The 12,934-nt window shown below is 67.2% G+C and carries 12 protein-coding genes and 1 tRNA gene; 11 read left to right on the top strand and 2 right to left on the bottom strand.

The window, feature by feature from the left end; genetic code table 11:
* Window positions 1-4: 4 nt before the first annotated feature.
* The 9 genes from AB0O89_RS07395 to AB0O89_RS07435 all read left to right on the top strand — a co-directional run bounded on the left by AB0O89_RS07395 (window position 5) and on the right by AB0O89_RS07435 (window position 7,775).
* Window positions 5-202 carry a DUF4244 domain-containing protein gene (locus tag AB0O89_RS07395; RefSeq protein ID WP_292710230.1) on the top strand — a complete coding sequence of 66 codons (198 nt, stop codon included), beginning with the start codon at window positions 5-7 and terminating at the stop codon, window positions 200-202.
* Entirely contained in the window at window positions 199-531 is a 333-nt protein-coding gene (locus AB0O89_RS07400) for a TadE family type IV pilus minor pilin (RefSeq protein ID WP_363495710.1), read from the top strand. The genes AB0O89_RS07395 and AB0O89_RS07400 overlap by 4 nt, the downstream gene beginning before the upstream one ends.
* On the top strand, window positions 531-848 hold the full coding sequence (locus AB0O89_RS07405; RefSeq protein ID WP_363495713.1) for a helicase: 318 nt from the start codon (window positions 531-533) through the stop codon (window positions 846-848). The genes AB0O89_RS07400 and AB0O89_RS07405 overlap by 1 nt, the downstream gene beginning before the upstream one ends.
* A gap of 97 nt (window positions 849-945) precedes the next feature.
* A complete protein-coding gene (gene topA / locus AB0O89_RS07410; protein ID WP_363495716.1) occupies window positions 946-3,678 on the top strand; it encodes a type I DNA topoisomerase in 2,733 nt (910 codons plus the stop codon).
* Entirely contained in the window at window positions 3,675-4,304 is a 630-nt protein-coding gene (gene tmk, locus AB0O89_RS07415; protein ID WP_363495719.1) for a dTMP kinase, read from the top strand. Before topA ends, tmk begins: the two co-directional genes overlap by 4 nt.
* A 59-nt stretch (window positions 4,305-4,363) precedes the next feature.
* Window positions 4,364-5,536, top strand: a complete 1,173-nt coding sequence (locus AB0O89_RS07420; RefSeq protein ID WP_363495722.1) for a DNA polymerase III subunit delta' — start codon at window positions 4,364-4,366, stop codon at window positions 5,534-5,536.
* Window positions 5,533-7,080, top strand: coding sequence for an alpha/beta hydrolase (locus AB0O89_RS07425; RefSeq protein WP_363495725.1), 1,548 nt, complete (start codon window positions 5,533-5,535; stop codon window positions 7,078-7,080). The genes AB0O89_RS07420 and AB0O89_RS07425 overlap by 4 nt, the downstream gene beginning before the upstream one ends.
* A 68-nt stretch (window positions 7,081-7,148) precedes the next feature.
* Window positions 7,149-7,221: transfer RNA gene (locus AB0O89_RS07430), tRNA-Thr, on the top strand.
* Window positions 7,222-7,388: 167 nt separating this feature from the next.
* Window positions 7,389-7,775, top strand: coding sequence for a hypothetical protein (locus AB0O89_RS07435; RefSeq protein ID WP_363495728.1), 387 nt, complete (start codon window positions 7,389-7,391; stop codon window positions 7,773-7,775).
* 7 nt (window positions 7,776-7,782) lie between these two features.
* On the opposite strand, the gene AB0O89_RS07440 is transcribed toward AB0O89_RS07435, so the two are convergent.
* Window positions 7,783-8,739: an EamA family transporter gene (locus AB0O89_RS07440; protein ID WP_363495731.1), complete on the bottom strand. Its 957-nt coding sequence runs from the start codon at window positions 8,737-8,739 to the stop codon at window positions 7,783-7,785.
* Between the two features lie 53 nt (window positions 8,740-8,792).
* On the opposite strand from AB0O89_RS07440, the gene AB0O89_RS07445 reads away from it, so the two are divergent.
* Window positions 8,793-11,099 carry an efflux RND transporter permease subunit gene (locus AB0O89_RS07445; RefSeq protein WP_363495734.1) on the top strand — a complete coding sequence of 769 codons (2,307 nt, stop codon included), beginning with the start codon at window positions 8,793-8,795 and terminating at the stop codon, window positions 11,097-11,099.
* Between the two features lie 19 nt (window positions 11,100-11,118).
* Entirely contained in the window at window positions 11,119-11,697 is a 579-nt protein-coding gene (locus AB0O89_RS07450) for an isochorismatase family protein (RefSeq protein ID WP_363495737.1), read from the top strand.
* Here the strand turns inward: AB0O89_RS07450 and chrA are convergent, their stop codons facing one another.
* Window positions 11,698-12,930, bottom strand: coding sequence for a chromate efflux transporter (chrA, locus tag AB0O89_RS07455; protein ID WP_363495740.1), 1,233 nt, complete (start codon window positions 12,928-12,930; stop codon window positions 11,698-11,700).
* Window positions 12,931-12,934 lie beyond the last annotated feature (4 nt).

Below are 12,934 nucleotides of genomic sequence, written 5' to 3' on the forward strand. Positions count from 1 at the left end.
ACCCATGTCCCCGCTGCCCCGTTTGACCTCGCGTACTGCGCGCGAGCTGTTTCTGGACGAGACCGGCGCCGCCACTGCGGAGTACGCGATTGCCACGATGGCGGCGGTCGCCTTCGCCGGCCTGCTGGTCGTGATCATGCGCTCGGACGAGGTGCGCGGCATCCTCACCGACCTGGTGCGCCGCGCGCTCAGCGTCGAATGATCCGCGACGGGCTCGGCGGTGATCGCGGGTCGGTCGCCGCCGAGTTCGCGATCGCGATGACGGCTGTCGCGGTCGTTGTTCTACTCGCCGTCGGGATGCTCGGCGCGGCCGGGCGGCAGATCCTGCTTCAGGATGCCGTCGCCGACGCTGCCAGACTCGCCTCCCGGGGTGAGGGCGGGGCGCGCGTGAGTGCCGTCGTGCAGGCAGCCGTGCCCGGCGCGTCCGTGGAGATCAGCGACGAGGGAGACCTGGTGTGCGTGACCGCGGCACGCACGGTTTCCGGGATTCCCGTCAGCGCGCGCGGCTGTGCCCTCGCGGATGGCTGGTGATGGCGGGCACCGTTGCCTCGGCGGGCATTGCGGCGATCGGTGCTGCGGTGATCGTGGCCGCTGCGGGAATGGGCGCGGCATCCGTCGTCGCCCAACGCGTGGCCGGCGCTGCTGACGCGGCCGCGCTCGCGGCGGCGGATGCTGCATCCGGCGCGGTCCTCGGCGTGCCCTGCGACCGCGCAGCCGAGGTGGCCTCGGCGATGGGGGCACGAGCGCACGCGTGTGAACTCGCTGAGCTCATCGCGACAGTCTCGGTCTCGGTTCCCTTCGGTGCGTTCGAAGTCACCGCAACAGCCCGCGCCGGCCCGCCGCCGTAGGGCCCGACGGAGTCGCGTGGGGGTGCTGGCTTGCTGCTCTCAGCCTTCGCTGTGTCGCCGTGTGTGTATGGTGTGCATCGAAGAAAGGAAGCTTTCGTTGGCCACAGGCAAGAAGCTTGTCATCGTCGAGTCCCCGACGAAGATGAAGTCGATCCAGGGATACCTCGGCGACGGGTACGAGGTGCTCAGCTCGGTGGGACACATCCGCGACCTCGCGAGCAAGAAGGACATTCCTGCCGAGAAGAAGCAGGCCTACGGGAAGTACTCGATCGACGTCGACAACGACTTCGACCCCTACTACGTCATCAGCGACCGCAAGACCAAGACCGTCGCCGAGCTCAAGCGTGCCCTCAAGGATGCCGACGAAGTGCTGCTCGCAACAGATGAGGACCGCGAGGGCGAAGCCATCGCGTGGCACCTGCTCGAGGTGCTCAAGCCCAAGGTTCCCGTCAAGCGCATGGTCTTCCACGAGATCACGAAGGACGCGATCCGCGCCGCCGTCGACAAGACCCGGGACCTCGATCTCGCCCTGGTCGACGCGCAGGAGACGCGGCGTGTGCTCGACCGCCTGTACGGGTGGGATGTCTCGCCGGTGCTGTGGCGCAAGGTCGGCTCGGGCCGCGAAGGCGCCGCGCTCTCTGCCGGCCGCGTGCAGTCCGCTGCCACCCGCATGGTCGTCGAGCGCGAGCGCGAGCGGATGGCGTTCGTCGCCGCCGACTACTGGGACGTCGAAGCTCTCGCCGGTAAGAGCGGCTCCTCGTTCACGACGCGCCTCGCGCGCATCGACGGCGCCTCCCTTGCGCGCGGTACCGACTTCGATGACAAGGGGCAGCTCAAAAAGGCCGTCGTCGTCCTCGACGAAGCAGCCGCGCGAGCGTTGGCAGCTGCCGTCGAGGCCGCGGCCGAGGCATCCGTCACGGCCCTTGACGCAAAGCCCGGAACCCGCAGCCCCAAGCCGCCGTTCACGACCTCCACGCTGCAGCAGGAGGCCGGTCGCAAGCTCTCGATGAGCGCGAAGCACGCGATGAGCGTTGCGCAGCGCTTGTACGAGAAGGGCTACATCACCTATATGCGTACCGACTCGACCGCCCTCTCGACGCAGGCAGTCACTGCCGCGCGTACCCAGGCGATTGAGCTCTACGGCGACAAGGCAGTGCCGCTGAACCCCCGCGCCTACCGGAACAACTCCAAGAACGCGCAGGAAGCGCACGAGGCGATCCGTCCGTCGGGCGAGTTCTTCCGGCGCCCGAGCGAGGTCACCGGCCAGCTCGACCGCGACGAAGAGCGCATGTACGACCTCATCTGGAAGCGCACGATCGCCAGCCAGATGTCGGACGCCAAGTACGAGACCACCACGGTCACTCTCGCGCTCGAGGCCGACGGCAAGAAGGCCGAGTTCACGGCATCCGGCACCGTCTACACCTTCAAGGGTTTCCTCGAGGCCTACGAAGAGGGACGCGACGAAAAGCGGGCCGACGCCGACCGTGCCGACGACCAGTCGCTGCCGGCCCTTGCCGTCGGCGACGTGCTGAGTCTCACGGATGTCGAGCCGAAGGGTCACTCCACGAGCCCGAAGCCCCGCTACACCGAGGCGAGCCTCGTGAAGGCCCTCGAAGAGAAGGGCATCGGACGCCCGTCGACCTTCGCGAGCATCATCGACGTCATCCTCGACCGCGGGTATGTCACCAAGCGGGGGCAGGCCCTCGTCCCCAGTTGGGTCGCGTTCAGCGTCGTGCGGCTGCTCGAAGAGCACTTCTCTGAGCTCGTCGACTACGACTTCACTGCCGCGCTCGAAGACGACCTCGACGCCATCGCGCGGGGCGAGCAGAAGCGCATCGAGTGGCTCAAGGAGTTCTACTACGGCTCGGATGCCCACGTGGGGCTTCGCAATATCGTCGACAACCTCGGCGACATCGATGCGCGCGAACTCAATGCGCGCCCGATCAGCGACACCGTGACCCTGCGTGTCGGCAAGTACGGACCGTACCTCGAGGTCATCGACCCTGCGAACCCGGATGCCGACCCGCGCCGCGTCAACGTTCCCGACGACCTCGCGCCCGACGAGCTCACACCCGAGAAAGCGCAGGAGCTCATCGATGCGCCGGTTGCGGGCAATCGTGTGCTCGGTGAAAACCCCGCCAACGGCAAGCTCGTCGTCGTCAAGGATGGTCGCTTCGGCCCCTACATCGAAGAGACCGAGCCCGAGGCCGCGGCGGTCGTCGACCCGGAGACCGGTGAAGTTCTCGAGACGGCACCGGCCGAGCCGGCACCCGCTGCGAAGGGCAAGAAGTCCACCGCGAAGAGTGCTGCACCCAAGAACCGCACGGCATCGCTGTTCCGGTCGATGTCGGTCGACACGATTGACCTCGAGACGGCGCTGCGTCTGCTCGATCTGCCGCGCGTCGTGGGAGAGGACCCCGCCTCGGGCGAGCAGATCACGGCGCAAAACGGTCGGTTCGGTCCCTACCTGAAGAAGGGAACCGACTCCCGCTCGCTCGAGAGCGAAGCACAGATCTTCGACATCACGCTCGATCAAGCGCTCGAGATGTACGCCCAGCCGAAGTACGGTGCCCGCCGCGCGTCGAGTGCGCTCAAGGAGTTCGACGCCGACCCGACCAGCGGCAAGCCCATCCGTCTGCGCGATGGCAGGTTCGGCCCGTACGTCACCGACGGTGAGACCAACGCGACGATTCCGCGCGGTGAACAGGTCGACGACGTGACGTTCGAACGCGCCGTGCAGTTGCTCGCCGACAAGCGGGCGAAGGGTCCGGCGCCCAAGCGCACGACCAAGCGCGCTACGACCACCCGCAAGACGACGGCCAAGAAGTGACAGCACCGGGACTGTTCATCACCCTTGAGGGCGGTGACGGGTCGGGCAAGACGACGCAGGCCAGCCTGCTGCGCGACTGGCTCGAGTCTGAGGGGCGCATCGTGGTGCGCACGCGCGAACCCGGCGGGACCGAGGTCGGTGTCCTCATCCGTGACATCGTCCTGCACCACCGGGGCGAAGTGTCGCCGCGGGCCGAAGCGCTGCTCTACGCCGCCGACCGGGCTCACCACATCGCTACCGTCGTGCGCCCAGCTCTGGAGCGGGGCGAGGTCATCATCCAGGACCGCTACCTCGACTCGTCGGTTGCCTACCAGGGCGCGGGGCGCGTGCTGGGTCGCGACGAGATCCGCGACCTGTCGCTGTGGGCGACCGAAGGCCTACTGCCTGATCTGACAGTTCTGCTCGACCTCGATCCCGCAACAGCACGGGCGAGGCTGGATGCTGCTGACAAGCCCTTCGACCGGCTCGAGGCGGAGCGCGACGAGTTCCACGCCCGGGTGCGCGCCGAGTATCTCGCGCTGGCTGCCGCCGAACCCGAGCGCTTCCTCGTGCTGGATGCATCACTCCCGGCAGGCGAGATCGCCGAGGCAGTCCGTGCGAGGGTGACGGCTCTGCTCGGGCTGTGACGCGGGCCGTGCCGACGGCTCACGGCACATCGTCGGATGCCGCGGCTACGCTGGTCTGCATGCAGGCTGCGCCCCCCGAACAGGTTGTGCCGTGGGGCGCTGTGTGGGGGCAGCCCGATGCTGTCGCGCAGTTCCAGGCCGCGGCATCCGACCCCGACTCACTCGCGCACGCCTGGCTCATCACCGGACCGCCTGGCTCGGGGCGCTCGACGCTCGCCGCGGCGTTCGCGGCAGCACTCATCGCCGAGCCCGGCGACGAGGCGACGATGCGCCAGGTGATCGCGCGGACTCACCCTGATGTCACCGTGCTGCGCACTGAGCAGGTCATTATCCGCATCGATGAAGCGCGCCAGCTCGTTGAGCGCGCGTACTTCGCCCCCTCGCTCGGCCGCTACCGGGTGATCATCGTCGAGGATGCCGACCGCATGGCCGAGCGCACCTCCAACGTTCTGCTGAAGGCGCTCGAAGAGCCGCCCGAGCGCACCGTGTGGGTGCTATGCGCACCCAGCGACGCCGACCTTCTTCCCACCATCCGTTCCAGGGTGCGGGTGGTGCGCCTGCGCGAGCCCGATGTCGCTGATGTGGCGGCGCTCATCGCGCAGCGCACGGGAGCTGATCCGGTCACCGCTGAGCAGTCAGCCCGGCACGCGCAACGGCATATCGGGATGGCGCAGCGGCTTGCCACGGATGCCGAGGCTCGCGCCCGTCGCGATCTGACGCTGCGCGCGGCGATCAGCGTCCGAAGTGTCGGCGATGCCGTCGATGTGGCGGGTCGTATCGTCCAGGCTGCCACGGATGACGCCAAGGCGCTCACCGTCGAGCGAGACGAGGCCGAACGCGAGAGCCTGAAGCGCACCCTCGGGATCGCGGAAGGTGCCGCTATTCCCACCGCCGTCCGGGCGCAGATCAACGCCCTCGAAGAGGATCAGAAGCGCCGCGCGACCAGGAGCCTGCGTGACGGGATCGATCGTGTTCTTACGGATCTGCAGTCCCTGTACCGGGACGTTCTGATGATCCAGTTCGGCAGAATCGAGGCGGCAGGGGAGAGCATCCTGATCAACCGGGAGATGGACACCGACCTCCGCGGCCTCGCGGGGGCGTGGTCACCGCAGCGGACGCTCGTCGTGCTCGACGAGATCGCCCGCACGCGCCGGAACCTCGAACAGAACGTCGCGCCGACCCTCGCGCTCGAGAGCCTGCTCATCACCGTCTCGTCGGGAAGGACACCATGACCGCACGCCTCGCACGACGCATCCTGATCGTGAGCGCCACGACGGTGGCGGCAGCTGTCGCGCTCGCCGGGTGCTACCTCATCCCGATGCCGGATCAGAGCGCTGCCCCGCACCGCTCTCCGACGCCGATCACCGACGGGGTAGCCGAAGACCTGCTGCCCTTCTATCAGCAGACGCTCGACTGGACCGACTGCGGTGGCGACTTCGATTGCACCACCGTCACAGCCCCCCTCGACTGGAGCGACCCTGAGGCGGGGACGATCGATCTCTCCGTCATCCGTCACGTCGCAACCGACGGCGATCCGCTCGGGTCCCTTCTGACCAATCCCGGCGGGCCGGGAGCGAGTGGGGTGGATCTCGTGCGCGATTCGCTGGACTTCGCCGTCGGAGAGGCGCTGCAGGAGAACTACGACGTCATCGGTTTCGACCCTCGGGGCGTCGGCGAATCCACTGCCGTCACCTGCCTGGATGCCGCGGGCATGGATTCGTTCGTCTTCGATATCCCGCCCGGGCAGCGCCGATCTGCGGAATGGGACGCGTTCGTCGTCGAGCAGCAGAAGACGTTCGCTGCCGCGTGCGAGCAGAACAGCGACGGCATCCTGCCGTTCATCACCACAGAGAATGCGGCGCAGGACATGGACCTGCTGCGCGCCGTTCTCGGCGACGAGAAGCTCAACTACCTCGGCTACTCGTACGGGACGTTCCTCGGCGCCACGTACGCGAAGCATTACCCCGATCGTGTCGGCCGTCTCGTGCTCGACGGCGCGATCGATCCCTCGCTGAGCGGGCTGGATGTGTCGACGCAACAGGCGATCGGCTTCGAGAACGCGCTCCGTGCCTACATGGCCTCGTGCGTCGGTCAGAGCGATTGCCCGTTCAGCGGTTCGGTCGATGAGGCCATGGGAGACCTCGCGATTCTGTTGGCCAGCGTCGACCGTGACCCGATCCGCAACAGCGACGGCCGAATGCTTGGTGCCGACTCGCTGGTGACTGCCATCGTCACCGCGCTGTATGCGCAAGAGAGCTGGCCGTACCTGACGCAGGCGCTTACTGACGCGCTGCAGGGCGATGCGAGCACCGCGTTCTCTCTCGCCGACTTCTACTACAACCGCCAGGACGGCCAGTATCTCGACAACTCGACTGAGGCGTTCCTCACGTACAACTGCATGGATTACCCGGCTGACGAGACGGATGCCGAGCACGCTGCCTCTCAGGCGGCTATCGCCCAGCAGGCGCCGACCATCGCCCCCTACTGGGAAGGTGTCGACCTGTGCGAGGTGTGGCCGTATGCGCCGACTGGTGTTCGCGAGCCGATCACGGCAGCGGGAGCTGAGCCGATCGTGGTGATCGGGACGACCGGCGACCCCGCAACCCCGTATGACTGGTCGGTTGCGCTCGCCGATCAGCTCGAGTCGGGCGTGCTCATCACGCGCGTCGGCGAGGGGCACACCGGGTACAACAAGGGCAATGCCTGTGTGGATGATGCCGTCGAGGCGTATTTCATCGACGGCATCGTGCCGCCTGACGGACTCGTCTGCGAGTAGCGACCGGTGGTCACGAGCCGGGTGGGGACACGGTAAGATCGTTGATCGTGCATCGCGCGAGCGATCACGCCACCTTAGCTCAGACGGCAGAGCGATTCACTCGTAATGAATAGGTCAAGGGTTCGATTCCCTTAGGTGGCTCTGAACGAGAAGAGACCGTCCGTAGGGCGGTCTGTTCTCGTTCATCGCCAAAGGAGCGAACCCTTGGGTGGGCCCACGCCGCCGGAGGCTCCGCGCGCCGCGCAGCGGCGGGTGGAGGAGCGGTGGGGACGATTCCCTTAGGTGGCTCTGACAGAAGAGGAGCCTCGGTGCCCCCCGCGCTCGCTATTGCCCTGGAGATCTATACCTGGATCGGGCTTGGTGCGGCCGTGGTGCTCGGGATCACGGCGTTGATCGCCTGGGTCGCCGATGGATCGTGGACTCCGGTGCGTGGCGTCGTCACAACAACGTCCGCCGGTGCGGTGGTGCGGTGGTTCGATGAGAGCGGCATCCTGGGTGAAGCCCCGCTCCCGCCTGGCGCGACTGTGCACGACGAAGAGGTTGAGGTGTGGGCGCGCCTCGGCCGGCACGATACCGTCCGGGTCTCTCGGACGTCGCCGTTGGTGCGTTCGCTTGCTCGCCTGACCGCAGGTTTCGCGGCGCTCGCGCTCATTGGCCTTGTCGTGTCTGTCGTACTGCTGTTCCTCGAGGGCTGAACCTGCTTCAGGCAAGAGCCAGCAAGACGCCGGCGCTCAGGGCCAGGGCAAGACCCAGCCACTGCACGGCCGCGATGCGCTCGCGAAGCACGAGGGCCGCGAGCAGGATCGTCCCGGCCGGGTACAACGCGGTAAGCGCTGCCACGATAGAGAGGTCTCCGAGGCGCAGAGCAGCGAGTAGCAGAACATTGGCGGTGACATCGAGCACTCCGCACACGACAGCGAGCCCCCACCCGGCAAGACCGGATCGCGGTGAGGTCATCACGTTCGTTCGCGCGTGCTCAAGATCGGCGTGACCTGTGGGTGTGGCGCCGAGCTCGGTCCCGCCGGCCCGTACGGCGGATGCCGCGCCCTGTCCGCGCCGAACGGCGGCGATGATCATCACCGCGACGACGATCGTTGTGATGAGTGAGTTCGTCGCGCGGTTGGCGATCATCGGCACCAGACCGCTGTCGTCGCCGGCCTGGTCGAGAGCGATGAGGAAAGCCCCGATAGCGAGCCCTGATCCCACAGCCATCACAAGCCCGCGTCCCGATGGCCTCACGGCACCTTGCCCGGGGATGAACCCGACGAGGACAACGGCAACCAAGGCGACGCCGAGTCCCGCGTATCCCGTGATGGTGAGGTTCTCTCCTCCGATCGTGAGACCCCAGATCATCGGTGCGATAGCCCCGGTGACCGCCGTCACGGGAGAGAGGATGCTCATGGGGCCGATCGCAAGGCACGCGTAGAGCAGGACGATGGCGATCACGCCGAAAACGCCGGAGAGGGCACCCCAGGCGACATCCTCGAGGTTCCACGTCGCCCCGAGCAGGGGTACCAACGCGAACAGAACAACGAGCCCGCTCAGGGCGGCGGTCGCCGTCACGACGATCGAGCGCAAGCGTCTGGCTGCCAGCCCCCCGAAGAAGTCCGCGGCTCCGTAGATGAACGCCCCCACGAGGGCGACGGATGCCGAGATCATCCGTCAACGATAGGGGTTGCGTCGTTACCCCGTTAGCTAGATAAGCTAGCGATATGGCTTCGACGAAAAGCTCTGTCCGCCCGTCGCGGTGGCTGCGGATCGGCATCCCCGCACTACTCGTACTGATCTGGGTCGGTGTCGGCTCGATCGGTGGCCCCTACTTCGGAAAGGTTGACGAGGTCGCCAGCAACGACCAGTCGAGCTTCCTCCCCGAGAGCGCGGACGCGACGCGCGTCTCCGAGCGCCTGCCGGACTTTTTGGGTGACGAAGCGATTCCTGCCGTGCTCGTCGTCACGGGCGACGGTGAGCTCACCGATGACCAGCTCGCCGAGGTGCAGACCCTCGTTGACGACATCGCGGGCATTGACGGCGTGCTCGATGGGGTATCGCCACCGGTGGTCTCGGATGACGGCGAAGCGGTGCAGGTCTTCATCCCGATCGACTCGTCGGGCGAAGTGCGCGAGATCGTCGAAGAGATCCGCACTCTCGTCACTGACGAGCTGCAAGCCCCGCTCGAGGGGTGGGTCACGGGGCCGGCCGGATTCACCTCCGACCTCGTCAAGGGCTTCCTGGGCATCGATGGACTGTTGCTCATCGTCGCGCTGGTGGCGGTGTTCGTCATCCTGGTGATCGTCTACCGATCGCCGCTGCTACCGATTCTCGTGCTCATGACCTCGACCTTCGCACTGACAGTTGCGCTCTTGGTCGTGTGGTGGCTCGCCTACGCCGGTGTGTTCGTCCTCAATGGTCAGGTTCAGGGCATCCTGTTCATCCTCGTGATCGGTGCGGCAACCGACTACGCGCTGCTCTATGTCGCGAGGTTCCGAGAGGCGATTGGCGAGGGCGAGCCCCGATGGAACGCGACGCTACGCGCGTGGAAGGGTGCGTTCGAACCGATCCTCGCGTCAGGTGGCACGGTAATCGCGGGTTTGCTCATCCTGTTGCTCTCGGACCTCGCGACCAACCGGGCGCTCGGCCCTATCGCCTCGATCGGTATCGCGTTCGCGATGCTCTCTGCCCTGACCTTCCTGCCGGCGCTGCTCGCCCTCTTCGGCCGCGTAGCCTTCTGGCCGTTCATCCCGAAGCACGGTCTGACGGAGCTTCCCGACGACTTCACCAAGCCGGTCAAGCGATTCTGGCCACGCCAGGCGCGACTCATCGCCCGACGGTCGCGCCCGGTCTGGATCATCACGACGATTGTGCTGCTGGTTGCTGCGCTCGGCGTCACCCAGTTCAAAGCGGATAGGGTGGCATCCAGCGACCTCGTCCTGGGTTACTCCGAGGCGCGAGACGGCCAGGATGTGCTCGCCGAGCACTTCCCGGCGGGATCCGGCAGCCCCGTGTACGTCATCGTTCCCGAGAGCGACCTCGCCACTGCCGTCACCGTGCTCGACGACAGTGCCGGTATCGACTCGGTCTCTGTCGCTTCCGAGGACTCACCGAGTGGACAGGCGCCGGTCTCGGTCGAGAACGGGGAGCCGGTCTTCACGGCTGTCGGGCCGCCGGGTACTCCGGCCCCGAATCCCACGGTTTCGGACGGTGACGTGCTCGTGATCGCGACATTGACGGATGCCGCGGACTCGGTCGAGGCGGAGCAGACTGTGCGCGATCTTCGCGTCGCATTCACCGACGAGTTCGGCGACGGTGTCGCGCTGGTCGGCGGTGTCACGGCGACGGATGTCGATTCGAACGACACCTCGATCCGAGATCGCACCGTCATCATCCCGATCGTGCTGGTCGTCATCCTGCTGATCCTGATGCTGCTCCTGCGCGCAGTGCTCGCGCCGGTCCTGCTGATCCTCACGGTTGTCGTGTCGTTCGGTTCGGCTCTGGGCGTCAGCGCGCTCGTCTTCGACTACGTCCTCGGATTCCCGGGCGCAGACCCGGCGGTCCCGCTCTATGGATTCGTGTTCCTCGTTGCCCTCGGCGTCGACTACAACATCTTCTTGATGTCGCGCGTACGCGAGGAATCGCTCGTGCATGGGACCCGGCGCGGCATCCTGCGCGGGCTCGTCGCAACGGGCGGCGTCATCACCTCCGCCGGCCTCGTGCTCGCGGCGACGTTCGCGGCGCTCGGAGTCATCCCGATCCTGTTCCTCGCGCAGCTGGCGTTCATCGTCGCGTTCGGTGTGCTGCTCGACACCTTCGTCGTGCGATCCCTGCTTGTGCCCGCCCTGGCTTACGACATCGGGCGGGCGATCTGGTGGCCGTCGAAGCTCTGGCGGCGCGGACCCGAGACCGACGGTACGGTCCGCGGCCCGCGCGAGCCCCAACCCGTGGGGGCAAGCCCGACCGAGGGTGCGGCGCAACCCCTCAGCCGTCGTGCGTTGCGGGAGTCCCGGCGTTCCGACGACGGGTGAACGAGCGTAGCCTCGAGGCATGGGTAAGGCACTGTTGATCGTCGATGTCCAGAACGACTTCACCGAAGGTGGGGCGCTCGGTGTCGAGGGCGGGGACGCCGTAGCCGAACGGATCTCGCGATACCTCGTCACGCACGCCGAGGAGTACGACATCATCGTCGCCTCGCGCGACTGGCATCATGCCGATCATGACAACGGGGGGCACTTTCATCCCGAGCCCGACTTCGTCGACACCTGGCCCGTCCACTGCGTCAGCGGCACGGAGGGGGCCGAGTACGACCCGGCCTTCGATACGGCATCCGTCACCCATCATGTGAAGAAGGGGCAGGGAGAACCGGCGTATTCGCTGTTCGAGGGGACGACGGATGACGGCGCCAAGGTGTCGGATCTGCTGACCGAGCACGGCATCCTCGAGGTGGACGTGGCCGGGATCGCCACCGACTATTGCGTGAGGGCCTCGGCTTTGGACGCCATTGCTCACGGGCGGCGGGTGCGGGTCATCACGAACCTCGTTGCGGGGGTTGCTGCCGAGTCGAGTGACGCTGCGCTCGCCGAGGTCGCGTACGCGGGAGCGGAACTGGTCGAGATCCCGACCTGATCACGAGACTCCGAGTATCGCCAGAACGATGCCGCCCGCACCGCCGACGAGCACGACAGCCCAGGGTGGCAGCTTCCAGGCGGCGAGCAGTACGAAGCACACGAGCGCGAGGCTGAATGACCCTGCACCGACGATCCCAGTCGTGAAGAGGGGGTCGTAGAGGGCGGCGCCGAGGATGCCGACCACTGCTGCGTTCGCGCCGCGCATGAGCGACTGCATCCAGGTGCGCCCCCGCAGGGCGTTCCAGAACGGCAGCACACCGATCAGCAGGAGGAAGCCAGGGAGGAAGATCGCGACCAGAGCGATTGCGGCGCCCAGAACGCCGCCGGGGCCGACGGTTGAGAGGGTTCCGAGGTAGGCCGAGAAGGTGAACAGCGGCCCGGGCATCGCCTGGACGGCGCCGTAGCCCGCGAGGAACTGCTCGGGGCTCACCCAACCTGTCTCGACCACCCCCGCTTGCAGCAGGGGGAGGACGACGTGGCCGCCGCCGAAGACGAGGGCTCCGGCGCGGTAAAAGGTGTCGAACAGGGCGACCGCGCCGCCGGCAAGGGCGGCGAGGATCGGCATCCCGAGCAGGATGACGACGAACGCCACCAGGCTGGTGATTCCCGCTGTGCGCGATACCGGGAAACGCATGAGATTGGTGTCGCCGGCTTCGGTAGGCACGGCCCGGCACAGGAGGAGGCCGGCAACCGCGCCGATAGCGATCGCGAGGACCTGTCCGATCGATCCCGCGAGCAGGAGCGCGACGACTGCCGCGACGACGGCGATCGAGGCGCGCCGGGCGTCGGGGGTGAGAGTCTTCGCCATTCCCCAGACCGCCTGCGCGACGATCGCCACCGCGACGATCTTCAGCCCGGTAAGCAGCCCGATACCGACGACGCCCTCGAAGAGCGTGGCGCCGAACGCGAAGGCGACCATGAGGATCGCCGAGGGCAGCGTGAAGGCGAGGAACGCGGCGAGGGCGCCAAGCGGGCCGGCGCGGTGCAGCCCCATCGCGAAGCCGACCTGGCTCGAGGCGGGGCCGGGGAGGAACTGACACAGGGCCACGAGATCGGCGTACGCCTTGTCGCTCATCCACCGGCGCCGTGCCACGAGGTCGTCGCGGAAGTAGCCGAGGTGGGCGATGGGGCCCCCGAACGAGGTGACTCCCAGGCGCAGGAAAGCCCAGAACACCTCGGCGACCGAACCGCGAGACGAAGCGGTGGCGGTGTCAGGGGCGCCTGCGGTCACGGCC

Source organism: Microbacterium sp. NPDC076895, assembly GCF_040687115.1.
Taxonomy (GTDB): Bacteria; Actinomycetota; Actinomycetes; order Actinomycetales; family Microbacteriaceae; genus Microbacterium.

Bases quoted from the DNA above. Each gene is read 5' to 3' on its own strand.
- AB0O89_RS07405 (WP_363495713.1), top strand. From the start codon at position 531: ATGGCGGGCACCGTTGCCTCGGCGGGCATTGCGGCGATCGGTGCTGCG.
- AB0O89_RS07420 (WP_363495722.1), top strand. From the start codon at position 4,364: ATGCAGGCTGCGCCCCCCGAACAGGTTGTGCCGTGGGGCGCTGTGTGG.
- AB0O89_RS07400 (WP_363495710.1), top strand. From the start codon at position 199: ATGATCCGCGACGGGCTCGGCGGTGATCGCGGGTCGGTCGCCGCCGAG.
- AB0O89_RS07440 (WP_363495731.1), bottom strand. From the start codon at position 8,739: ATGATCTCGGCATCCGTCGCCCTCGTGGGGGCGTTCATCTACGGAGCC.
- AB0O89_RS07450 (WP_363495737.1), top strand. From the start codon at position 11,119: ATGGGTAAGGCACTGTTGATCGTCGATGTCCAGAACGACTTCACCGAA.
- AB0O89_RS07425 (WP_363495725.1), top strand. From the start codon at position 5,533: ATGACCGCACGCCTCGCACGACGCATCCTGATCGTGAGCGCCACGACG.
- AB0O89_RS07445 (WP_363495734.1), top strand. From the start codon at position 8,793: ATGGCTTCGACGAAAAGCTCTGTCCGCCCGTCGCGGTGGCTGCGGATC.
- AB0O89_RS07395 (WP_292710230.1), top strand. From the start codon at position 5: ATGTCCCCGCTGCCCCGTTTGACCTCGCGTACTGCGCGCGAGCTGTTT.